Raw genomic sequence first — 23,186 nt, 5'->3', positions numbered from 1 at the left:
GTTACCAGACTTCGCTGGCGATCTGCGTGACCAGCCGGACTTTGTCCCACTGCTGGGCTTCGCTCAGGCTGTTGCCCTCTTCGGTCGAGGCAAAACCGCACTGCGGGCTGAGGCAAATCTGCTCTTTCGCCACGTATTTCGCCGCCTCCTCAAGACGGGCTTTAATTCCCTCCGGATTCTCCAGCTCGCCGTTTTTTGTAGTGATAAGACCCAACACCACCTGCTGTTTGCCCGGGCGAACAAAGCGCAGGGGCGCGAAATCCCCGCTGCGGTCGTTATCATATTCGAGGAAGAAGGCGTCAACGTTGACCGTTCCGAACAGCACTTCCGCTACCGGCTCGTAGCCGCCTTCGGAAATCCAGGTGGAACGGAAATTGCCGCGACAGACGTGCAGTCCGATGGTCAGATCGTCCGGCTTGCCCTCCAGCGCCTTGTTCAGCACGCGGGCATAGATGCGCGCCAGCTCATCGGCGTCGTCGCCGCGCTCGCGGATCTGACGGCGCTGGTCGTCCGAACAGAGATAGGCCCAGACGGTATCATCCAGCTGCAGATAACGGCAGCCCGCGTCGTAGAAGGCCCGGATGGCATCGCGCCACGTGGTCGCCAGGTCATCAAAATAGACGTCAAGGTCCGGATACACGGTCGCATCAATATCTTTGCGACCGCCGCGGAAGTGCAGCACGCTTGGGCTCGGAATGGTCATTTTTGGCTGGGCGTTACCGCTGATGCTTTTCAGATAGCGGAAATCGTCCAGCATCGGGTGCTCGCCAAAGCCCAGCTTGCCGGTGACGCGCACGCCGTGGGCTTTGGTTTGCACGCCGTTAAACTGGATGCCCTGCTCGGAATCGTAACGCTCAACGCCCTGAAGACCGTCGAAGAAGTCGAAGTGCCACCAGGCACGGCGAAACTCACCGTCGGTCACCACATGCAGGCCGCACGCACACTGCTGCTCGACGACGTGGCGAATGGCCTCGTCCTCCACCGCACGAAGCTGCCCGGCATCAATCTCGCCGCTGGCAAATTTCAGGCGAGCCTGCTTGATGGCATCCGGGCGTAAAAAACTGCCGACTACGTCGGCGCGGTACGGGGCGTGGTGTCGTTGCATGGCAATCTCCTCAGTCTGCCGGCGATAATTGCCCGCAGTGATAATTCATTATTTGAATCTTTAGACTTCTGGATGTCTAAATGTCCAAAAACAATGTCATACCTCACCGGTGCCGGCAAACGAGAAAATTTCACGTATGTTGAAAAAAATTCATCTTCACAGCGCGGCGACGGACGCCTCGCTGGCAAACGCGTAGCGTTCATCTTCCCAGCCGGTGATCCCACCGAGCATGATTTTGACCGGCAGCCCGAGACGCGCCAGCTTCAGCGCCGCCCTGTCCGCGCCGTTACAGTGCGGCCCTGCGCAGTAGACGACAAACAGCGTCCCTTCAGGCCATTGGGCCATGCGCTCAGCGGTCATCTGGCTCCACGGCATATGCAGAGCGCCCGGCACATGGCGACGGGCAAACTGCTCCGGGCTCCCCACCACGTGCAGCAAAACAAAGTCCTGCTCATTATGCGTGATGGCATGATGCACATCGGCGCAGTCGGTTTCGACGCTCAGGCGACGCAGAAAATGGGTAACGGCTTCCTGCGGTTCGGCAGCCGGAAATTCAGTAACATAGCTCATGATCCTTCCTCATCTTTGGCGTTTGTGTTAACACTACTCTATCCACAAATTCAGCTCATGAATGCGCTCGCTTATGCCAGAAAACAGCAAAAAGATGACAACGTTAAGACAGATTGCCCGCCCGAAGGTGGTGGTGCTGGCGTATGACGGTCTGTGTACCTTTGAGTTTGGCGTGGCGGTGGAAATCTTCGGCCTGCCGCGGCCCGAGCTGGGCGACGACTGGTATCGTTTTGCCGTGGCAAGCGTTGATGACGGTGAGCTTCGGGCGACAGGCGGGATCCGCATCATTACCGATGGCGATCTCTCCCTGCTTGCGTCTGCCGATCTGATCGTGGTGCCGGGCTGGCGGGGGGTGGACTCGCCGGTTCCGGACGCGCTCTGCAACGCATTACGTCAGGCCAGCGCGCGGGGCTGTCAGCTACTCTCCATCTGCTCGGGCGTATTTGTGCTGGCCGCCTCGGGGCTGCTCAACGGACGCAAAGCCACGACGCACTGGCGCTACATTGAGACGCTTAAAGCCCGCTACCCTGACATCGACGTGGTCGAGGATGTGCTCTACCAGGACGAAGGCGAGATCCTGACTTCCGCAGGCAGCGCGGCGGGGATCGATCTTTGTCTGCACGTCGTGCGTCGGGATTTCGGGATGGAAACCGCCAACAGTGTGGCGAGGCGGCTTGTCATTCCCCCTCACCGGGATGGATCTCAGCCGCAACAGCTGAGCCGCCCGGTGGCGCAGCTGCGGGAAAGCCAGCGCCTTGGTCAGCTGTTTGATTTTCTGCACACGCATCTTACCGAGCCGCACAGCGTCGACTCGCTGGCGCGTCGTGTCGGTATGAGTCAGCGCACGTTTCTGCGTCGCTTCGAAGCGGCAACGGGAACGACGCCTGCCCGCTGGTTACTCAATGAGCGCCTGCTGCGGGCGAAAGATTATCTGGAAAGCAGTCGTTTAAGCATCGACAGCATCGCGGAACAGACCGGGTTTGGTCAGGCATCGACGCTGCGTCATCATTTTCGCCAGCAGTTCGCGATTTCCCCGGCCCAGTACCGTAAACAATTTTCTCATGCCGGTACTGCCCGCTGAGGCGTCAGTCTTTTGGTTTCGCTGGAATACGGAGAACCTGATGGTCACTACACACGTTTTTATCGCAACCAGTCTTGATGGCTACATCGCCCGACACAATGATGATATCGACTGGCTGCTGCAGCGCGATGACCCGAATGAGGATCATGGCTACACGGCTTTCATCGCGGACAAAGACTGGATCGTGATGGGCCGTGGGAGCTATGAGAAGGTGCGGACCTTTGAGACATGGCCTTATGACCGGCCCGTACTGGTGCTCTCCCGTCAGCTGGTCGACACGCCCGTACCCGACGCGCTGAGGGGCAAAGTACAGTTTTCCGGCCGCACGCCAAAGGAGGTGCTCGACGATCTGGCGAGGCAGAACGCCCGTCGCGTCTATCTCGATGGTGGGCAAGTCATACAGTCGTTCCTGCGAGAAGGACTGGTGGCCGATATGGTGATCACAACCGTTCCTGTCCTGCTCGGTTCGGGAAAATCGCTGTTTGGCGCCCTTCCCGGGGATATCGATTTGACGCTGGTCTCCAGCCGCAGCTTTCCTTCGGGTCTGGTGCAGTCGCACTATCGGGTGACGCCATAACCCCACGGCCAACACCGCTACGTTATGCGCAAAAAAAACCGCCAAAAAATGGCGGTAAATGCTTGCATGGATAGATTTGTATTTTGGTCTCTACGTCCCGACACTCCATGGCCGGGCTGCGGATCCCATACAACCTAACACTCGTTGTCTTAACGAAGGTTAAACAGTTTTATTAACCTGCATGGGTATTGATCTGCAAATAACGCATAAGCCCCTGTTCAGCGCTCTGTTTTGCATCATCATTAATGGCTTCAAGATAAAAGGATCGCGCTACGCCATAAGGTGCCTTTTCAGAAGGAAACACCGCAAACTGGAATGTTTTTCCTCCCTCTTGATGAGTACAATCTAATTCCCAGCGCAGATCGTTAACTTTTTTGCTGCCGCAGGCAACAAGGCCATAGTCGCTGGTTAAATAAGAACCAACGCGAATTTCTGCTGATTGAATATATTCTGGTTCGTCATTAGCTGCATAACGAATTCCCACAACAGCCCCGATCGCAACCGCCAGAAGCGCAAGCGCTATTATTTTTTTCATTTAGTAATGACCCATTCCTTAGCCAGAGGTTCTCTATTATATAGGATTTGTCCTTAATGCAAATATCCAACTTTGGACCAGAAATGGGACGTTTACCATACGTATATGTACTTTAGGAAAAGTCTTAACCCTTATTCTGAACGTACATTATTTGACATTCTCTTTGCGCTAGTTTGAATATTTGAATAATAACAATAATAAATAATCGTCATCATTAAACCGCAACGTTATTCGGCGGTGACTTCATGGTTAAAAAAGGTTTATCTCTCGTGATGCTTATCTGTGCCCTCTTTTCAGGCCAGCTTATGGCCGGGCACAAAGGACATGAATATCTGTGGGTAAAGAATGTGGATCATCAGCTGCGTCATGAAGCCGATAGCGATGAATTGCGAAGCGCGGCGGAGGAGTCGGCGGAGGGTTTGCGCGAACACCACCTGTGGCAGAAATCGCGCAAACCGGACACGCACGTTCGGTAGTTAGCTGCCCTTGCGTTTTGGCAGGGTTTTCATCAGATCGTCCGGGCTGACGGACGCCACAATACTGCCGGGCTGCGGCATTTTGAAGATGTGGTTTTTCATCTTGCCAATCACATGCATTTCGCACGGACGGCAGTCAAATTTGAGGGTCAGCACTTCGTCACCGTTTACGAGCTGCATAGGCGTGGCCTTCCAGCTTTTGATGTTGCCTTTCGCCTGCTTAGGACACAGGTTAAACGCGAAACGAAGGCAGTGTTTGGTGATCATCACCGGCACATCGCCCTTCTCTTCATGCGCCTCATAAGCCGCGTCGATCAACTGCACGCCGTGGCGATGATAGAATTCACGCGCTTTATGGTTGTAGACGTTGGCGAGGAAGGATAAATGCGTATCCGGGTAGACGGGCGCAGGAACGGTTTCCGCTTTACGGCTAGCGCGCGGGTAGTTCGCCAGGCGCGCGTCATCCAGCATCTCGGCGGTTTCACGGCGGAACTGGTTGAGCAAACTGTTCGGCACAAACAGGGCATCCGGCAGATTGACCTCAACGTTGCGGGCGTAGTAAATCGTCTGCCCCAGCTTTGCGACGCCATCCTTCAGGCTGTTGAGCGCTTTCTCCGCGTTGTTTGCCACCTCGAACAGGCCATCAAGCGTATGCGTTACGCTGATGCCGTCTTCACAGGTCATGGTCAGAATCAGCTGCTCTTCCCAGCCGCCCAGTTCAATATCCACCGCGATACGACGCTCGCTGGAGGTTTTCAGCAGCGCCTGCTGCCAGTTATGATCGAGGTTACGGTTAAGCGCCGCGTTCGGCCGCGCCTTGTAGAGATCGGCCGGCATTTCATTCGGCCACACGCGGTAGCGGTTCTCACCGGTTTTCTCCACCGTGTTGGCGCGGAAGCCCACGACCTCACGCTTAATCATCACGTTAAGGCCATCGCCGTTCGCCAGCGGTTCCGTCACCGCAACATCAAGGTGATCTTTCGCCACTTTCAGCACTTCACCCACCGGCAAACCGATAAACTTCGGTGAGTCAAACGCGCCGATATCCCCTTTACGGGCATTCACGAAATAGTCCGTGCTGCCGCGGTGGAACGTTTTGTCCGTCGACGGAATAAAGAAATGCTCGGTACGACCGGCCGACGCGCGCGCCAGGTCACCGCGATCTTCGATGATGGCGTCCAGCATCTGGCGATAGTGCGCGGTGATATTCTTCACGTAGCTCATATCTTTATAGCGCCCTTCAATCTTGAAGGAACGCACGCCCGCGTCGATCAGCGCGCCCAGGTTGGCGGTCTGGTCGTTATCCTTCATCGAGAGCAGGTGTTTTTCAAATGCCACCACGCGGCCCTGATCGTCTTTCAGGGTATACGGCAGACGGCAGGCCTGAGAGCAGTCGCCGCGGTTGGCGCTGCGGCCCGTCTGCGCGTGGGAAATATTGCACTGGCCGGAATAGGCCACGCACAGCGCGCCGTGGATGAAGAATTCAATCGTCGCGTCTGTCGCCTGGTGAATATCGCGGATTTGATTCAGGTTCAGCTCGCGCGCCAGAACGATCTGCGAAAAGCCGACGTCGGAGAGGAACTTCGCCTTCTCTACCGTGCGGATATCACACTGGGTACTGGCGTGCAGCTCAATGGGCGGAATATCCAGTTCCAGCACGCCCATATCCTGAACGATCAGGGCATCCACCCCGGCCTGATAGAGATCGGTAATCAGACGTTGCGCAGGCTCCAGCTCATCATCATGAAGAATGGTGTTCAGGGTGACGAACACCTTCGCCCCGAAACGGTGGGCGAACGGCACCAGTTCAGCAATATCGCTCAGGCTGTTGCTGGCGTTATGGCGGGCACCGAAGCCCGGGCCGCCAATGTAGACGGCGTCTGCGCCATGAAGGATCGCTTCACGGGCAATGGCGGCGTCACGGGCCGGGCTTAAAAGTTCAAGATGATGGGATTGCAGGCGCATACTTCGTCGTTATCCGTTATGGTCAAAATGGCGGCTATTGTAGTCAGAAGTCTGCGTCAGCGAAACAGTTTTGCGTAGCCTCAGCGGGGATAATGAATGAGGGAGTGAAAATGCACCGTCCGGTCGCTGCTGTTGCGGTAGGCGTGCGGTTTATCGCCGGCAAAACGGACGCCGGAATCGGCTGAAATCGTCTGCCACTTGCCCTCGAGCTTCATCTCCAGCTCGCCGCTGACCACCACCACATGTTCAATCACCCCCGCCTCATGCGGCGTGGATTCACTCAGGGCGCCGGGGGCCAGGGTAATGGAGAAATAATCAAACCGGAGCGCCTCGTCCCACGGAAAGAGCGGCTTGACGACCATCGCCTGCTGCTGCGGGTCAAACACCGCCTGCCGGTCCGCCTCCGGTGTGATGAAGGCGGAAAACGGCACGTTCAGTCCCGTGGCAATTTTCCACAGCGTCGACACCGTGGGGCTGGATTCATTTCGCTCAATTTGCCCGAGCATGGCCTTTGATACGCCGGTTTCGTCCGCCAGCTTCGACAGGCTCCAGCCCCGTGCCTGGCGTAATGTTTTCAGTGTTGCTGCAAGGTGTTGTGTGATGTCCATATTTCCTCCTGACGACGAGCATACCACTTGTACGCTATAACGCACAGTGTTACCTTACTCCGGACGTTATAACGCACAACGGAGTTTTCATGCGCCCTTCCTCTCATCTTGTTCCGGTCGTACTGGCTGGATATGTCGCCGTTCTGGTGGGTTACGCCAGCTCGGCCGCCATCATCTGGCAGGCCGCCGCCGCGGCTGGCGCCAGCGCGCAGCAGATTGCAGGCTGGATGACCGCGCTAGGGATTGGGATGGGCGTCAGCACGCTGGTGCTTTCCTGGTGGTACAAAGCGCCCGTGCTGACCGCCTGGTCAACGCCCGGCGCGGCGCTGCTCGCCACCAGCCTGCACGGCGTCACGCTGGCGGAAACCATCGGCGTGTTCATCTTTGCCAACGCGCTAATTTTGCTCTGCGGCATCACCGGGCTTTTCGCCCGTCTGATGACGCTGATCCCCCATTCGCTTGCTGCCGCCATGCTGGCCGGGGTACTGCTGCAGTTTGGCCTGCACGCGTTTGCGCATCTTGAGGGGCACTTTCTGCTGTGCGGCAGCATGATTGCGGCATGGCTGATCGCAAAAGCGCTGTCGCCGCGCTATGCCATCGTGGTCACGCTGCTGGTGGGCGGTATCGTGGCCTGGGCCGGTGGTGACGTTGTCACGGATAAGCTCACCCTTTCTCTGGTGATGCCCGACTTTATTGCGCCTGACTTCACCTTCACCAGCCTGGTGAGTATTGGCTTGCCCTTCTTCCTCGTGACCATGGCCTCGCAAAATGCACCGGGTTTCGCCACCATGAAAGCCTCCGGCTACCCGCTGGCGGCCTCACCGCTCATCATCGTGACGGGTGGACTGGCGCTGCTGTTTTCTCCGTTTGGCGTCTTTTCTATCTGCATTGCGGCCATTACCGCCGCCATTTGTCAAAGCCCGGATGCACATCCGGACGCGGAAAAACGCTGGCTGGCAGCCATCGCAGCCGGCGGGTTTTATCTGCTGGCGGGAATTTTCGGTGGCTCCATTACCGGGCTGATGGCCGCGCTGCCGCTCAGCTGGATCCAGACGCTCGCCGGTCTGGCGCTGCTGGGCACCATCAGCGGGAGTTTATACCAGGCGCTGAGTCACGAAGCGGAGCGCGACGCGGCCATCGTCACGTTTCTGACGACCGCAAGCGGCGTCACGATCCTGGGCATCGGTTCGGCGTTCTGGGGGCTGGTGCTGGGCGGGGTATGTTACGCCCTGTTTTCACGCGCTCGCCGCGCGTAGCTGCGACGGCGTCATGCCCGTCGCGCTGCGAAAGCGGTTGCTGAAGTGGCTGGCGGAGTTAAACCCGCAGGCCAGCGCAATGTCCGTCAGTGGCATGGAGGTATGCTGCACCAGCTCTTTCGCTTTGACCATTCGCCTGTGCATCACGTACTGATGCGGTGCCAGCCCCGTCGACTGGCGGAACATGCGGGCAAAATGGTATTCGCTGAGGGCAGCCTGCGCCGCCAGCTCGGCCAGCGTCAGGGGCTGCCCCAGGTTCTCTTCGATAAAGGCGAGGACGTTGCGCAGCACGAACGGGGACAACCCTCCCGTAACGACCGGGAGCTTCCACTGCACGTTTGAGTAGTTTTGCAGCAGATGGGTCAGCAGCAGCGTGGAGGCCGTGCTCAGGGTGAGCTGGTTGGCGTGCTGCTGCCAGTCACAGCCCAGTAAAAACTGGCGATACAGCGTGGTGATCTTCGGGTCGCTGCCAAAAATACGCTCGTCCAGGGTCAGCGAAAGCGGCCGCTTATCCCAGATTTTTTCTCCCACGTCGCGCAGGTGTTCATCGGTGCAGTAGAGATGCACAAACGACAGGTCATCGCGGATATCCCACGTCGATTCGCTCTCTTTGGGCATCAGGCAGAAACGGTCCGGCCCCCCGCCGTTCTTCCAGCCGCCCGGCGTTTTTTGATAGCTTTCGTAGCCGTCCGCCACGTACAGGCTGAGGGTATGATGATTGCTCTTTACGGTGATCGTGTCGTGCTTGTTGTACCACGCGGCCAGCTGGATACCCGAATTCAGCGAGACGGTTTCCCGCAGGACTGCATTCTGTTGGCAAAGCGTTTCAAAGGTATCGTAAGCGTGAGACATAACCGTTAGCGCGTGAAGAATCGGAATATCAGTCTAAAAAGAGTTGCCGCCCGTTGCCAGTCCCTCCAGAAGAAAAAAGCGCAAGATTTTGCAAGTCTGCCGCAAGCGGGTGAAAGCCCGTTACGCATCTCAGCGTCATACTGCGGGCTTCCGCGGTTTAAGAAGAGACAACTATGAACGCATTATTATACGGACTCGTGGTCATTATCTGGGGAACCACCTGGATTGCGATTTTCCTGCAGCAGGGCCCCGTCGCGGCGCCGGTGTCGATTTTCTGGCGCTTCGCCGTCGCCAGCCTCACCATGATGGTGGTGTTACTTGCCCTGCGTCGCCTGCGCACGCTGGCGCTGCGGGATCATCTTTTTTGCCTGCTTCAGGGATGCTGTGTTTTCTGCTTTAACTTCTGGTGTTTTTACACGGCAGCGGCACATATCAATACCGGGCTGGAGTCGGTGATCTTCTCCATGGCGGTACTCTATAACGCCATTAACAGCTTTATTTTCTTCGGACAGCGCCCGCCCGCGCGATTCTGGACGGCGGCGGCGCTGGGGCTGGTCGGGATTGTCACCCTCTTCTGGGACGATCTGCTGGCCAGCGGCTGGAGCGCGTCACTCCTGACGGGCATTGGGCTTTCCGCACTCGGCACGTATGGGTTCTCGCTGGGTAATATGATCAGCATGCGCCATCAGCGCAGAGGCCTGGAAACCATGACCACCAACGCCTGGGCGATGCTCTATGGCACGCTGGTGATGGGCTGCATTGCGCTGTTCAGAGGCGATAGCTTTGTGCCGGAATGGACGGTGAGCTATCTCGGCGCGCTGGTGTATCTGGCCCTGTTTGGCTCGGTGATTGCGTTTGGCGCCTACTTCACGCTGGTGGGACGTATTGGCCCGGGCAAAGCGGCCTACAGCACGCTGCTCTTCCCGCTGGTGGCGCTCTCCATCTCCACGGTGTATGAAGGCTACGTCTGGCATGTCAACGGTATCGTGGGATTAGTGCTGATTCTGGGAGGAAATATGGTGATGTTTACCAAACCGGAAACCTGGTTCAGACGCTTACGAATGGCATAAGTAAAAGACCACCTTCTTAGAAGGTGGCTTTCTAGAATGCCCCCTGTAAGGGGGGCTATTGTTTCCTTCCTGTTTCTACTCTAGCAATTCCATCTGCTGTTCGTGCGTTTGTTCCGTTTTCTCCTGATGCCGCACATATCGTCTGATGATCTCTTCGTTTACCCCTACCGTATCGACAAAGTAGCCGCGTGACCAAAAATGGTTTCCCCATAACTTCTTCCTGATATGTGGAAAACGATTGTAGAGTCTGATGGCACTGCGACCTTTAAGATGCCCCATCAACGTTGATATGGAAATTTTAGGCGGCACGATAACCACCAGATGTACATGATCTGGTTGAACATTTAACTCCAGAACTTCACAACCTTTTATTCCGCAGAGGATGTAGATTGTCCTGTAAAGTTCCTTGCCCAGCTTATCTTTGAGGATCCTGAATCGATATTTTGGCGTCCAAACTATGTGGTATTTGCAACGCCAATATACATGTGATGAACTCCTGTAAAGCCCCATGTCAGTCTGTCTCCTTTTACTTGTGGTGAGTAAGAAGAGATATTCCGGCATGGGCATTCTTCAGGCTATAGCCTTACAGGATCAATCACCACCTCCCCAGGAGGTGGTTTAGGGATGACAATAAAAAGGCCTGCATTACGCAGGCCGTTTTATTTTATTTCGCGGTCTTTTTCACATCAAACATGGTGGCGTCCGTCGCCATGTCATCAACAACCTGCTTCAGCGTCGCAAAGGTCATTGGTGTGTTTTCGTTATTCAGCTCTTTACCTTCGCCTTTACGTACCACCTTCATGACCGGTTTATTAGTGGCCGCATCGATCAGCTCGCCTTCAAAGAAGAGATGCGTATCCATGGTGCGGTGTCCGGTTGCCATCTGCGTCCCGGCAACCACCAGCGCAACAGGCACCACTTCATAGAACTGCAGCCCCTCTTTCTGCGAACTCACCCCGGTAATCGCGCCACGGAAAATCAGGCTGTGTTTACCCGGCGTGGTGACAACTGGCTTACGCGTACCAATCGCCGTTTTCATTTTGTTATTGGTGTAATTCAACAACTCATCAAGCGTTTTTTGCCCAATTTGCGTGGTGGGTTTTGGCGTTGGATAATAGGTAATTGGCGTCCAGAGAATGCTGTCGTAATTGGCTTCGTTATACGAAGGATCGACCCAACGCAGCGTTGGTTTTCCCGTCGCCGAGGTCGTTTGCTGTAAGCCTGAATAATCTTTTAAAAAGCCGGAGTATTGTTCCGGAGCGGCGACTTTTGAAGAACAGCCCGCCAACGCCAACAGACCAGTAAGCACTGCAACTTTAAAAAAAGTTTGAGTACGCATGATAGTTTTCCATGTTATCTGCAAGTATGCATTTGAAGTTATAGCAAAAGTCTGGCGGGTTTGTTGTGACAAAAAATGATGCCGGGAGCACAAATTGCAAAAAGATTGCCCGGACGCATGCCGGGCAGTGAAAAATTACTGATTTATATCCACTTGCCAGAACAGATGTTTGCCAAACGGGTCGATTTCATAGCCCTTCACCTCCTTGCGCACCGGTTCGAAAATCGTTGAATGCGCAATCATCACCGCAGGCATCTGGTCATGCATCATCTGTTGAGCCTGTTTATACAGCGCCACCCGTTTATCATGATCGGTTATCGATTTGGCTTCAGCAACGATCTTATCAAACGGCTTATAGCACCATTTCGCCGAATTTGAGCCACCGTTCGCCGAGGTGCAGGTAAACAGCGGACCAAAGAAGTTGTCAGGATCGCCCGTTGCGGTCGTCCAGCCCATCAGCGCAGCCTGATGTTCCCCGCCCTTCACACGCTTAAGGTATTCGCCCCACTCGTAGGTAACGATTTTGGTCTGTACGCCAATTTTCGCCCAGTCCGCCTGAATCATCTCCGCCATGCGTTTCGCATTCGGGTTATAGGGCCGCTGGACCGGCATCGCCCATAAATCGATGCTGACGCCGCTGGCAAAACCGGCCTCTTTCAGCAGCGCTGTGGCTTTTTCAGGATCGTAGTCGTAATCCTTAAGCTCGCTGTCGGCGCTCCAGACGCCCGGCGGCAGCAGGTTCTTTGCCGCCGTTCCGGTACCGTGGAACACCGCGTCAATAATGGCCGGTTTGTTGATGGCCATCGCCAGCGCCTGACGGACTTTTACGTTATTCAGCGGTGGTTTTTGGGTATTGAACGCCAGAAAACCGGTGTTCAGTCCGGCTTTGCTCATCAGGTTGATATCTTTATTGGCCTTCATGCGCGGCAGATCGGCCGGGTTCGGGAACGGCATCACCTGACATTCGTTCTTCTCAATTTTGGCAAAACGCACGGAGGCATCCGGGGTGATGCTAAACACCAGCCTGTCCAGCTTCGATTTCCCCTGCCAGTAGTCGGCAAACGCCGTGAACAGGATCCGGGAATCCTTCTGATACTGCGCCAGCTTAAACGGCCCGGTGCCGATGGGCTCCATATCCACCTTCTCCGGCGTGCCCGCTTTCAGCATCGCGTCGGCATACTCCGCCGAAAGGATTGAGGCAAAATACCAGGCCAGATCGGCGACAAACGGCGCTTCCGGGTGCGCCAGGGTAAAGCGCACGGTGTGGTCATCGACTTTATCAATGGCGGTTATCAGGCTGCCGAACTCCAGGCTTTCGAAGTTGGAGTAGCTGCCGTTAGAGACGTTGTGGTAGGGATGATTCACGTCTTTCTGGCGCATAAACGAGAAGATCACGTCGTCGGCGTTAAAGTCGCGGGTCGGCGTGAAGGATTTATTGCTCTGGAACTTCACGCCCTGACGCAGATGGAAGGTGTAAACCTTGCCGTCGTCGCTCACCTCCCAGCGCTCCGCCAGGCTCGGCACCAGCTCCGTGGTGCCGGGTTTGAAATCGACCAGACGGTTATAGACCGGCACGGCGCTGGCGTCGACGCTGGTTCCCGAGGTGTAAAGCTGAGGGTTAAAGTTTTCCGGCGATCCTTCGGAGCAATACACCAGCGTTTTCGCGGCGACGGCGGAACTGACCGTGAGTGCCGCGAGCGCCAATGTGAAAGTTGTGAGTTTGCTTGTCATCATTTATTCCTGTCTTTTTAATTCGACGGCTAATTAATTCTTTTGCCATTTCATAAATAACATTAAAGTGAAGTGGCAAACACCCGAAAAATAAATAAGGAACAAATCACTATGGGCTCGCCGCTTTCCAGACAATTAACGCACCGTTTTTTCCGCTATCTCGCGATCACCAGCCAGAGCGATCCCAAAGTCAAAACTCTGCCCTCAACGCCGGGCCAGCACGACATGGCGCGCGAGCTGGCGCAGGAGCTGGCACAGCTGGGGTTAGACGACATTGTGATTGATGAATTTGCCACGGTAACGGCGGTAAAAAAAGGCAACGTGCCCGGTGCGCCGCGCATTGGCTTTATTACCCATATTGATACCGTCGACGTGGGACTTTCACCGGATATTCATCCACAAATATTAACGTTTACCGGTGAAGATCTCTGTCTGAATAAAGAGAAAGACATCTGGCTGCGGGTAGAGGAGCACCCAGAAATTCTGGCTTATCCGAACGAGGAGATTATTTTCAGCGACGGAACCAGCGTATTGGGCGCCGATAATAAATCGGCGGTCACGGTGGTCATGACGGTGCTGGAAAACCTGACGGCGGAGCATCGGCATGGGGATATCGTCGTGGCGTTTGTGCCTGACGAAGAGATCGGCCTGAACGGTGCCAAGGCGCTCGATCTAAAGCGCTTTGACGTCGACTTCGCCTGGACTATCGACTGCTGCGAGCTGGGGGAAATTGTCTACGAAAACTTTAATGCGGCAGCCGCGGAAATACGCTTTACCGGCGTGACGGCGCACCCGATGTCCGCGAAAGGCGTGCTGGTGAATCCCCTGCTGATGGCGACTGACTACATCAGCCATTTTGACCGCCAGCAAACGCCCGAGTGCACCGAGGGACGTGAAGGCTATATCTGGTTTAACGGCATTCAGGCCGGACAGAACGAGGCCGTTCTTAAGGCCAATATCCGCGACTTTGACAAGGAGCGCTTTGCCGCGCGCAAGCAGCAGATTGCCGACGTGGCCGCGCTGATTGCCGCCCAATATCCGACGGCCAGCGTGGACTATCGCATTGAAGATACCTACAGCAATATCAGCAATGCGATTGGCGAAGACAGACGCGCCATCGATCTGATGTTCGAGGCGATGGAATCGCTCGGCATCACGCCGAAACCGACGCCGATGCGCGGCGGCACCGACGGCGCGGCGCTCTCGGCTAAAGGGCTACTCACCCCGAACTTCTTCACCGGAGCGCATAACTTTCACTCGAAGTTTGAATTCCTGCCGCTGTCGTCGTTTGAGGCGTCTTATAAGACTGCCCTGCAGATCTGCCTGCTCGCCGCCCGTTAAGCGGGCTTTCGTGCCAGCATCGTGGCAAAGCGCAGCTTGATGCGGTTGCCGTTTTCATCAGTGCGGTGCAGTTCGCCAACGTCCTCGTTGTATTTGAGCAACTCCCAGCCTTCGTAGTAGTTGCTCAGCTCACCGCTCCTGAACGCAAACGGGAAGCCGACCGTGCAGGGGTAGTCTGCCGTATCCATGGCGGCAACAATCAGATTGTAACCGCCCGGCGTCGTGCAGCGCTGCATATTGGCGATAAGGCCCGGGATGGTTTTTGCCTCCAGGAACATCAGCACCACGGTGGAGAGAATAAAATCGTACTGGCCGTCAAAGCTCAGGTTGTTCAGATCCTTAATCGCGGTATGCAGATTAGCGATCCCTTCTTCCGCCTTGATGCGCTCGATATTGTCGATGCTCATCGGGTTCTTGTCCCACGCGGTGACATCGTAGCCGTTGGCTGCAAGATAAAGGCTGTTACGGCCGTTGCCGCAGCCCAGATCCAGCGTTTTACCGGGCTTCACGATCTCCGCGCTGTACAGCACTTCTGAATGGGTACGCGTTAAGCCATATTTCTCAGTGAAGTAATTCTCATCGACGGTCATTGTTTTTCCTGCGTTCGCATAAAGTGAAAGTGCATTTTACATGCCATTTTAAGGCGTTTACCGTCTGGTTGCCAAGCCGCTCGAAATGCGAAAACTTTGCTACGTTTAGTGAAGACGCTTATCAGAGATATGAAGATGAACAAATATCGCCTTAGCGACGAGACCCGCCTCTGGCAATGGAAAAACGGCGAAACCACCCACGCCACCACGCTGCGGCAGATCATCGCCACGGCGGACTTTAACGACGTGACGGTCGGCACGAGAGGCGGCTGGATTGACGATGAGCGCGCCCTCGCACAGGACGGCGACTGCTGGATCTACGATGAAAACAGCGTGGTGTTCGCCGGGGCAACCGTATCCGGCAACGCGCGGCTTACCCTTCCATGCATCATTAGCCATGACGCGCATATCGGCGACAGCTGCTGGCTGGACGGTGCGGAGGTCAGCCACGGGGCGCGAATAAGTGACAACGTCACCATTCAGCAATCCTGCGTACGGGGCGAGTGCCATATCTACGGCGACGCGCGCGTGCTGCATCACAGCGTGGTCATTGCCGCCAAAGGGCTGACGCCGGATCATGAACAGATCCTCCAAATCTACGATAAGGCGACGGTGAGCCAGTCGCGCATTGTGCACCAGGCGCAAATCTACGGCTCGGCGATGGTTAATTTTGCCTTCGTTGAACACCGGGCCGAAGTCTTCGACAACGCGATCCTGGAGGGTAACGAACTCAACAACGTCTGGGTATGCGACTGCGCGAAAGTCTACGGCAACGCCCGCGTGATAGCCGGTTTCGACGACGATGCCATCCCGACGGTGCGCTACAGCTCGCAGATTGCGGAGAATGCCGTGGTTGAAGGCAACTGCGTCATCAAGCATCACGTCCTGATTGGCGGTCAGGCATGGCTGCGCGGCGGGCCGATCATGCTGGATGATAAAGTGGTGATCCAGGGGCGCGCGCGAATCAGCGGGGATGTGCTTATCGAGCATCGGGTTGAAATCACCGACGATGCGGTCATAGAAGCGTTTGCTGGCGAGAGCATTCACCTGCGCGGCGAAAAAGTGATAAACGGCGACCAGCGCATCACCCGCACGCCGCTGCTGGGTGCGTTATAGGGTATAAATCCTGCCGTAGATATTCACGTCGTCAAAGCGGCCATTCAGGTATTCCGCTTCCCGCAGGCACCCTTCCAGCGTAAAACCATTGCGCACGGCAACGCTGTTGCTGTGCTGATTCGCCACCCGACACTTGATCACAAAACGGCGGATCTCACCGCGTTCAGCGTAGTAGCGCATAAACGCCTGCAGTGACTGAGAGAGAATGCCCTGCCCCTGGTGGGCTTCATCCAGCCAGTAGCCGATGTAGCCGGCTTTGTTCGTCGGTTCAATAGTGTTGAACGACAGGACGCCAACTAACGCATCATCCTTGAAAATCAAAAACATTTTGGCGTAGCCGCGCTGATGCAACATCTGGTTGCTCTGCACGTTACGGCGGGTGTCCTCTTCGCTGACCGCGTGCTGCGCCCAGTCAAAGGCGGTTTGCAGAAAGGCTCTGTTTTTAACGACGAGATTGTGCAGGTCGGCGGTGTAGCGCTCTTCGACGGCGCGAAGTTCGATATCCTGGGTGACGGGGATGATTTCTGAAGACATGGTGCCTCTCAATTGCCGGGTGGCGCTAGCGCTTACCCGGCCTACGTTTCGAAACTGTAGGCCGGGTAAGGCGAAGCCGCCACCCGGCACAATCCCACAAGGGTTAACGCATTACCCTGTCGTCAACGTACTGACGTTTATCCGGCGCCGGTGGGAAATACTGGTACAGCCAGGTTTCACTGATGGCGTCGCCCTGACAGCGCAGGAACAGGCGCATATCCACCGGCTCCGTCGAATCCGACGTCGGGTACCAGTCAAACAGAATGCGATAGCCGTCAAACGGCTCAACGTAGAGGATCTCTACCTGCTTCGCTTCACCGCTGGAGAGCGTAATCACCGGCTCGATGCCTTTTGGCGCAGCGGCCTTCAGGTCGCCACCGACGAAGTCAATCGCAAAGCGACGGGCCCACACTTTCGGGTAGTTTTCCCCTGGAGCCCAGCCTTCCGGGAAGCCGCCCATGCCGGTGCGGGTCGCATAAACGTTCGCCAGCGGGGAGCGCACCGGCGGCATCGCGCTCCAGTAGAGACGATATTTGAAGTCCAGCTCGTCGCCCGCTTTTACCGCTTTTTCCGGCTGCCAGAAGCAGACCACGTTATCCAGCGTTTCACCGGTGGTCGGGATCTCCATCAGGCCAACCGCGCCTTTACCCCAGTCGTTACGCGGTTCCACCCACAGGCTTGGGCGCTTGTTGTACCACCCCATCACGTCCTGATAGTGCGAGAAATCGCGATCGAGCTGCAGCAGCCCGAACCCTTTCGGGTTTTTATCCATATAGGCGTTGAACTGCAGCTTCTGCGGGTTGTTCAGCGGACGACAAATCCACTCCCCGTTGCCGCGCCACATCGCCAGGCGGTCGGAGTCGTGAATTTGCGGGTGAATGGTGTCGCACATGCGGCGTTCGTTATTGCCGCAGCTGAACATGCTGGTCATCGGCGCGATGCCGAGCTGCTTGATGTCCTTACGCGCATAGAGGTGGTTTTCCACCTCCATGATCACCTGGCTCTTCTCGCAGTGGATCACGAACTTATAGGCGCCGGTGATGCTCGGGCTATCCAGCAGCGTATAGACGGTAAAGGTGGTGTCGCCGGGCTTGACGGTTTCAAACCAGAAGGCGGTAAAGTCCGGGAACTCTTCCGGCGTGTCGGTAAAGGTGTCTACCGCCAGACCGCGGGCGGAAAGGCCGTACTGGTAGGTGTCGTCCACCGCGCGGAAATAGCTGGCCCCCAGGAAAGAGACGATATCGCGACGCGCCAGCTCCGGCGCCTTAAACGCGCGGAAGCCCGCAAAGCCGAGATCGCTTTGCCCTTCCAGCTGTTTGGTATCCACGCCCGTTTCACCGTAGCTGAACAGCTCAGGACGGAAGTGGATCTCGCGCGCCATAGCGGTTGACTGGTCCAGCGAGAACATCCGCACGCGGCGGCGGAACCCCATTCCCATGTGGAAGAACTGCACGTCCAGCTGACGTCCTTCAATGTTGTTCCACAGAGACTGCTTTTCGTCGTAGCGAATGGCGTTGTACGCCTGCGGCGTCATGGTTGCCAGCGTCTCCGGCAGCGGACGCGGCGCGCCACCCCACGGGGTTTTCGCCAGGTCATGCGCCATGGATTGCAGTACGGAGAAGTCAAAACGACGGCTCTGGCCGTCAGCAATGTCAGAGTCGGCAGCGTATGCCGCTTTGGAAAACAGGGAAGCAAGGCCGGATGTGCCGCTCAGGGCTGCCACTGCCAGCGAGCCTTTTAGAAAACGTCTGCGATTCATGCCTGGAAAAACGTCCTTATGGTCGTGTGAATGTGTTCCGCGCTCGGCGAAATGACGGCAAGAAAGAACGCACAGCCTAAACAAAAATGGTTAAGAATCCAATTGTTGGCCGGTGATTATATGAACAAAGTGAGAAATATTTTCTGTCGACCAGAACGGCCCGAAAGTGGTGTAAAGAAAGCCTGGAAAATGTGTATAAAAATGCCCCGTCAGGACATCAGCTGACAGGGCCAATGAGGCGGTTATTTTACGCTGACATCGATACCCGGGAAGTACTTATCAGCGAGTTTGGCGATCGTGCCGTCGGCACGTACCTTATCAATTGCGGCATCAAGCTGCTTTTTGGTGGCCTCATCACCTTTGCGCAACCCAAAACCGATCCCACTGCCGAGGATGGTGTCGTCAGACACCGGTTTGCCGATGAAGCCAAACCCTTTTCCCTGCGGCTTGCTGAGGAAACCTGCCTGCCCGGCCGCGGACATGACCAGCGAGGCGTCGATACGGCCATTCAGCAGATCGCCCCAGGCCATATTCTGATCTTTATACGACACCACGGTGACACCCTGCTTTTCCCAGTGCTCTTTGGCATAGGTTTCCTGAATGGAGCCCTGCAGCACGCCGATGGTTTTCCCCTTCAGCCCTTCAGGCGTCGCCTCGACCGCCGTCCCGGCCTTGCCGACCAGCTGCGACGGAATACGGTAGATCGGCTGGGTAAAATCAATGCTCTTGCGGCGCTGCTCGGTGATATTCATCGCCGAGTTGATGGCGTCGAATTTCTTCGCCACCAGCCCCGGGATCAGCGCATCAAACGAGGTTTCCACCCAGCTGCACTTCAGCGCTGCCGCTTTGCAGATGGCATTCCCCAGCTCAACGTCAAACCCTTCCAGTTCGCCTGCCGCATTGCGGCTTTCAAACGGCGGATATTCGGCTTCCAGACCGTAACGCAGCTCGGACGCTGCGAAGGAGGAAAAGGTACACAGCAATCCCATGCCGACAACTAGCGCGCGTAATTTCATCTCAAACTCCTTAGCGTGGTTTAACCCGACACAGGGCCTGGGCACCTGCCCGTAACGTCGCCTCATCTTTCGCAAAAGAGAGACGAATTAATTTATTATCCGTACCGTCCGCATAAAACGCCGACAGCGGAATGGTGGCTACACCGTACTCAACGATCAGCCGTTTCACCAGCTCGCTGTCGCGCTCGTCGCTGAACTGGCTGTAGTCCGCCAGCATGAAGAACGAGCCGGCGCTTGGCAGCAGCGTAAACGGCGAATCGGCCAGCAGACTGTGCAGCAGATCGCGCTTGCGCTGGTAAAACGCCGACAGCGACAGCCAGGTTTGCGGGTCGACCATATGTTCAGCAAACGCGTGCTGCATTGGCGTATCGGCAGAGAACATTAAAAATTGATGGACTTTACAAATCTCGTCCATCAGTACCGCCGGTGCAACACAGTAACCCACGCGCCAGCCGGTGACGTGATACGTTTTTCCGAAAGAAGAAATAATCACGCTTCGCTCCGCCAGCTGCGGGTGCGTAGCCATCCCGTGGTGCGGCTCACCGTCAAACACCACGTGTTCGTACACTTCGTCAGACAAAATAATGATGTCAGTATTGCGGGTCAGCGCCGCCAGCTGCTGCAGATCGTCGGCGGAGAAGACCTGACCGCTCGGGTTGTGCGGCGTATTGATGATAATCATGCGCGTGCGCGGGGTGATCGCGGCGCGAACCTCGTCCCAGTTCACGGCAAAATCCGGCACGGTGAGCCTGATGGCAACCGGCGTTGCCCCCTGCAGGCGGACAATCGGCGCGTAGCTGTCAAATGACGGCTCAAAGTAGATCACCTCATCGCCCGGATGCACCAGCCCGCTGATTGCCGAGTAGAGCCCTTCGCTGGCGCTGGCGGTCACCAGCACCTCGCGGCCCGGGTCATACTGCGTGCCGTAAAGCGTGGCAATTTTATCGGCAATGCGCTCTTTGAGCGTCGGCAGGCCGGTCATCGACGCATACTGGTTTTGCCCTGCCTCCATCGCGCGGGTGACGCCCGCAACAAGCTTCGGGTCGCAGGAAAAATTCGGTGCGCCCTGAGAAAGGTTTATCGCGTTATGCTGCGCCGAGAGCTGGCCGATAACGGTAAAGATCGTGGTGCCCACATCGGGCAGTTTGGAGCGCGTTTGCACAGGCGTTTGTAAAGTCATCCTCTTTCCCTTCTCATGGACATTGCATAACTATTCAAACAACATCTCTGTTGTCGGGACAATCGAATTGTTGTCATAATAGCCATGAGAAAAATGCATAGCTGAGGTGTTTTCATGTCGCGCCGTTCGCTCCCGCTCAATGCCATCGACGCATTTTTAGTCACCGCGCGTCACCTGAATCTGACCCATGCTGCCGCAGAGCTTTGTCTGACGCAGGGGGCCGTGAGCCGCAAGATAGCCTCCCTTGAGGCCTGGTTTGGCTTTCCGCTTTTTGAACGCCACGCGCGCGGCCTGCGCCTCTCTTCACAGGGCTGCGCCCTGCTCCCGGAACTGCAGTCTGCGTTCGAACACTTGCTGACCGTGGCCGACCAGGCCCGCAGTCAGCAAACCGTGATCCGGCTCAAGGCGCCCACCTGCGCCATGCGCTGGCTGGTGCCGCGCCTGCTGGAGGTGGAGCGTGAGCAGCCGGATCTGCAGATCGCCCTGACCACCACCACCGATCATAACGTCAATTTCAAAACCGAATCTTACGACGCGGCCATCGTGTTCGGTACGCACATGAGCGCAGGCGACCTGCTGTTCGAAGAGGCGCTCACCCCGGTGATAAGCCCGGTGCGGGCGGGAGCAACGCTGGGATCGCTGACGTTCCTGCATCCGACAAGGGATAAAACAGACTGGTCGCTGTGGCTGACGAAACAGGAAGGTCCGGGCTTTGCCATGCACAAAAATCAACACTTCGACACGATGGATCTCGCCATCACGGCCGCCATTCAGGGGCTGGGCGTCGCCATTGCCGACGAAACGCTGGTGGCCGAAGATGTCCGCGCGGGAAGACTGATGCGGCCTTATGAAACCAGCATAAAAACCGGCGCGAGCTACCGGCTGGTGCTGCGCGAAACGCCAGGGGAGGAAAATGGGCTGGCGGCGTTTCGCGCCTGTTTGCTTAATCGAGGCTGACGTGGTGCTTCATCACCCGTTTGAAGAGGCTCATCCGGGCGCGCATAAAGCGGTTTTCAAGCCTGAAACCTGCATGTTTATTCACGCCAATGCGTAATAAAACGTCCCGCCCTTTACGGCATGCGGGCCAGTGCGTCGGCCCGGGCAGGATCTCGCGAGGTCCTGCGTCTCGCGCAAAGCTCACCCAGTAATCGGCCACCTGAGCAGCAAACTGCACATCCCGTTCGTTGACATACTGGCGTGAAGGCTCCACCTGGCCGAGGGTATCAAAGACGTAAGGCACTTCATTGCCGTGCCACGCGCCGTTGATATAGGTGGCATGTTCCGCTTCCGCGACATAGTCAAACCAGTAACGCCAGCACAATCCGCCGACGCGCTGCTGCGCCTGCATCACGACGTAGCCCATCGTGGTGAACGCCATGTCGCGGCACACCTGCCTGCCCAGCTCCTCATCGCCTTTGACGCCCGGATAGAGCAGCTTAATCAGCCCCAGCCCGAAGCGGCGCTCCCGGCGAAGCTTCTGGATTTGCCCGGCGAGATCGATGCCAAACACCGCCATCACGCTGGCCTCATCGCTGTTCGAGCCGATCATTACCGGCACGGGGTGCTGGCGAGCGGCGAAAAAGACGTCCAGCATCGCTTCAGGCAGAACGCAATCCCCGACGATGGGGGCCGGAGCAATGTTCAGCGGCGCGGTGAGCGGCCAGAACGCCTCCGGCGGAATGGCGCGCAGTTGTTCGGCTGTCGCCTGTTCCAGGCCAAAATGGGCGGCCAGCGCCTCCCCTTTTTGCAACGCCTGCTCTCGCGGCGTGTCCGGCAAGGTGTACCCGCTTTGCACAATCGCCTTATGGAACAATCCTTCTGCAAGCGGAGAGGCCAGCAGAGAGAGCACGCTGCGCGCGCCCGCGGATTCGCCAAACAGGGTCACGTTAGCGGGGTCGCCACCAAATGCGGCGATATTGTCCCTTACCCATTCGAGGGCGGCGATCTGATCCAGCAGGGCAAAATTATGCACCACGCGATCTTCCTCGCCTTCCAGCGCGGGATGGGCAAAAAAGCCAAGATGACCGAGACGGTAGTTGATCGTCACCACAACCACGCCGCGCGTGGCCAGCGCTTTGCCGTTATAGGGCGGTAAGCCACCCGCACCGATGGTAAAGCCGCCGCCGTGCAGCCAGACCATAACCGGAAGCGGCCCGGCGCGCTCTGTGGGAGACCAGACGTTCAGATAGAGGCAGTCTTCCGAGAACTGACCGGGATCGCCCCCGCCCAGCTCCTGGCAATATTCGCTGCTTTGCCAGCTTGAGGCCGAAAAGGCGGTAGCCTCGCGAACGCCATCCCACGGCTCAGGATGCCGCGGGGAGCGCCAGCGCCATTCGCCAACGGGCGGTGCGGCATAAGGAATACCGCACCAGACGTGGACATTTTCATCGGTTAAACCAGAGAGTGCGCCCTGGCGCGTTTCAACCACAGGGGCGGAAGGATTTTGCATAACGACCTTATTTTTTCCATCACACCCCAGCAGAGT

General features: G+C 56.7%; 23 protein-coding genes. 8 read left to right on the top strand and 15 right to left on the bottom strand.

The features are described from left to right. Window position 1: 1 nt before the first annotated feature. Window positions 2–1,105, bottom strand: a complete 1,104-nt coding sequence (locus ACEPLT_RS10910; RefSeq protein ID WP_032663532.1) for a cobalamin-independent methionine synthase II family protein — start codon at window positions 1,103–1,105, stop codon at window positions 2–4. Between the two features lie 156 nt (window positions 1,106–1,261). Then, complete coding sequence (locus tag ACEPLT_RS10905) at window positions 1,262–1,675, bottom strand: rhodanese-like domain-containing protein (RefSeq protein ID WP_008502248.1); 414 nt, start codon at window positions 1,673–1,675, stop codon at window positions 1,262–1,264. 73 nt (window positions 1,676–1,748) lie between these two features. On the opposite strand from ACEPLT_RS10905, the gene ftrA reads away from it, so the two are divergent. Both ftrA and ACEPLT_RS10895 read left to right on the top strand, forming a co-directional pair. Then, on the top strand, window positions 1,749–2,756 hold the full coding sequence (gene ftrA / locus ACEPLT_RS10900) for a transcriptional regulator FtrA (RefSeq protein WP_023292437.1): 1,008 nt from the start codon (window positions 1,749–1,751) through the stop codon (window positions 2,754–2,756). Window positions 2,757–2,796: 40 nt separating this feature from the next. Then, window positions 2,797–3,333 carry a dihydrofolate reductase family protein gene (locus tag ACEPLT_RS10895; protein WP_023344127.1) on the top strand — a complete coding sequence of 179 codons (537 nt, stop codon included), beginning with the start codon at window positions 2,797–2,799 and terminating at the stop codon, window positions 3,331–3,333. 172 nt (window positions 3,334–3,505) lie between these two features. Here the strand turns inward: ACEPLT_RS10895 and ACEPLT_RS10890 are convergent, their stop codons facing one another. Beyond that, entirely contained in the window at window positions 3,506–3,868 is a 363-nt protein-coding gene (locus ACEPLT_RS10890; RefSeq protein WP_039025083.1) for a hypothetical protein, read from the bottom strand. A 245-nt stretch (window positions 3,869–4,113) separates the two neighbouring features. Here ACEPLT_RS10890 and ACEPLT_RS10885 point away from each other — a divergent pair, with 245 nt between their 5' ends. Next, a complete protein-coding gene (locus tag ACEPLT_RS10885; RefSeq protein WP_008502251.1) occupies window positions 4,114–4,344 on the top strand; it encodes a DUF2554 family protein in 231 nt (76 codons plus the stop codon). Here ACEPLT_RS10885 and ACEPLT_RS10880 read toward each other — a convergent pair whose 3' ends face one another. After that, complete coding sequence (locus ACEPLT_RS10880) at window positions 4,345–6,309, bottom strand: peptidase U32 family protein (RefSeq protein WP_021242519.1); 1,965 nt, start codon at window positions 6,307–6,309, stop codon at window positions 4,345–4,347. Between the two features lie 80 nt (window positions 6,310–6,389). Continuing rightward, a complete protein-coding gene (locus ACEPLT_RS10875; protein ID WP_008502254.1) occupies window positions 6,390–6,917 on the bottom strand; it encodes a helix-turn-helix domain-containing protein in 528 nt (175 codons plus the stop codon). 89 nt (window positions 6,918–7,006) lie between these two features. On the opposite strand from ACEPLT_RS10875, the gene ACEPLT_RS10870 reads away from it, so the two are divergent. After that, window positions 7,007–8,173 carry a benzoate/H(+) symporter BenE family transporter gene (locus tag ACEPLT_RS10870; RefSeq protein ID WP_447088378.1) on the top strand — a complete coding sequence of 389 codons (1,167 nt, stop codon included), beginning with the start codon at window positions 7,007–7,009 and terminating at the stop codon, window positions 8,171–8,173. On the opposite strand, the gene ACEPLT_RS10865 is transcribed toward ACEPLT_RS10870, so the two are convergent. After that, window positions 8,153–9,025: a helix-turn-helix transcriptional regulator gene (locus ACEPLT_RS10865; RefSeq protein ID WP_023292442.1), complete on the bottom strand. Its 873-nt coding sequence runs from the start codon at window positions 9,023–9,025 to the stop codon at window positions 8,153–8,155. The genes ACEPLT_RS10870 and ACEPLT_RS10865 overlap by 21 nt on opposite strands. A gap of 173 nt (window positions 9,026–9,198) precedes the next feature. Between ACEPLT_RS10865 and ACEPLT_RS10860 the strand changes: the two genes are divergently transcribed. Beyond that, a complete protein-coding gene (locus ACEPLT_RS10860; RefSeq protein ID WP_008502257.1) occupies window positions 9,199–10,095 on the top strand; it encodes a DMT family transporter in 897 nt (298 codons plus the stop codon). Between the two features lie 75 nt (window positions 10,096–10,170). Here the strand turns inward: ACEPLT_RS10860 and tnpA are convergent, their stop codons facing one another. From tnpA to ACEPLT_RS10845, 3 genes are all read right to left on the bottom strand, one after another. Beyond that, entirely contained in the window at window positions 10,171–10,605 is a 435-nt protein-coding gene (gene tnpA, locus ACEPLT_RS10855) for an IS200/IS605 family transposase (RefSeq protein ID WP_032651224.1), read from the bottom strand. 154 nt (window positions 10,606–10,759) lie between these two features. Then, a complete protein-coding gene (locus ACEPLT_RS10850; protein WP_008502258.1) occupies window positions 10,760–11,434 on the bottom strand; it encodes a DUF3313 domain-containing protein in 675 nt (224 codons plus the stop codon). Between the two features lie 135 nt (window positions 11,435–11,569). Further along, complete coding sequence (locus tag ACEPLT_RS10845) at window positions 11,570–13,165, bottom strand: ABC transporter substrate-binding protein (RefSeq protein WP_106105917.1); 1,596 nt, start codon at window positions 13,163–13,165, stop codon at window positions 11,570–11,572. 111 nt (window positions 13,166–13,276) lie between these two features. Between ACEPLT_RS10845 and pepT the strand changes: the two genes are divergently transcribed. Beyond that, entirely contained in the window at window positions 13,277–14,506 is a 1,230-nt protein-coding gene (pepT, locus tag ACEPLT_RS10840; RefSeq protein WP_232928966.1) for a peptidase T, read from the top strand. Here pepT and tehB read toward each other — a convergent pair. Next, entirely contained in the window at window positions 14,503–15,096 is a 594-nt protein-coding gene (tehB, locus tag ACEPLT_RS10835) for a tellurite resistance methyltransferase TehB (RefSeq protein ID WP_032674766.1), read from the bottom strand. The two genes, pepT and tehB, sit on opposite strands and share 4 nt — an antisense overlap. A gap of 135 nt (window positions 15,097–15,231) precedes the next feature. Between tehB and ydcK the strand changes: the two genes are divergently transcribed. After that, on the top strand, window positions 15,232–16,212 hold the full coding sequence (gene ydcK, locus ACEPLT_RS10830; RefSeq protein ID WP_232928964.1) for a YdcK family protein: 981 nt from the start codon (window positions 15,232–15,234) through the stop codon (window positions 16,210–16,212). Here ydcK and rimL read toward each other — a convergent pair. The 4 genes from rimL to ACEPLT_RS10810 all read right to left on the bottom strand — a co-directional run bounded on the left by rimL (window position 16,207) and on the right by ACEPLT_RS10810 (window position 20,701). After that, window positions 16,207–16,746 carry a 50S ribosomal protein L7/L12-serine acetyltransferase gene (rimL, locus tag ACEPLT_RS10825; RefSeq protein ID WP_023327447.1) on the bottom strand — a complete coding sequence of 180 codons (540 nt, stop codon included), beginning with the start codon at window positions 16,744–16,746 and terminating at the stop codon, window positions 16,207–16,209. The genes ydcK and rimL overlap by 6 nt on opposite strands. Window positions 16,747–16,849: 103 nt before the next feature. Next, on the bottom strand, window positions 16,850–18,505 hold the full coding sequence (locus ACEPLT_RS10820; RefSeq protein WP_023292446.1) for a glucan biosynthesis protein D: 1,656 nt from the start codon (window positions 18,503–18,505) through the stop codon (window positions 16,850–16,852). A 242-nt stretch (window positions 18,506–18,747) separates the two neighbouring features. Further along, complete coding sequence (locus tag ACEPLT_RS10815; protein WP_021242531.1) at window positions 18,748–19,521, bottom strand: transporter substrate-binding domain-containing protein; 774 nt, start codon at window positions 19,519–19,521, stop codon at window positions 18,748–18,750. 10 nt (window positions 19,522–19,531) lie between these two features. Then, window positions 19,532–20,701 carry a pyridoxal phosphate-dependent aminotransferase gene (locus ACEPLT_RS10810; protein WP_023327446.1) on the bottom strand — a complete coding sequence of 390 codons (1,170 nt, stop codon included), beginning with the start codon at window positions 20,699–20,701 and terminating at the stop codon, window positions 19,532–19,534. A gap of 114 nt (window positions 20,702–20,815) precedes the next feature. Between ACEPLT_RS10810 and ACEPLT_RS10805 the strand changes: the two genes are divergently transcribed. Further along, window positions 20,816–21,658, top strand: a complete 843-nt coding sequence (locus ACEPLT_RS10805) for a LysR family transcriptional regulator (RefSeq protein ID WP_023327445.1) — start codon at window positions 20,816–20,818, stop codon at window positions 21,656–21,658. On the opposite strand, the gene ACEPLT_RS10800 is transcribed toward ACEPLT_RS10805, so the two are convergent. Next, window positions 21,645–23,150 carry a carboxylesterase/lipase family protein gene (locus ACEPLT_RS10800; RefSeq protein ID WP_063435480.1) on the bottom strand — a complete coding sequence of 502 codons (1,506 nt, stop codon included), beginning with the start codon at window positions 23,148–23,150 and terminating at the stop codon, window positions 21,645–21,647. The genes ACEPLT_RS10805 and ACEPLT_RS10800 overlap by 14 nt on opposite strands. Window positions 23,151–23,186: the final 36 nt, after the last annotated feature.

The sequence above is a fragment of the Enterobacter sp. fkY84-1 genome (assembly GCF_052974705.1).
Note: the sequence above shows the minus strand (reverse complement) of the source record. Positions and strands in the feature narration are given on the sequence as shown.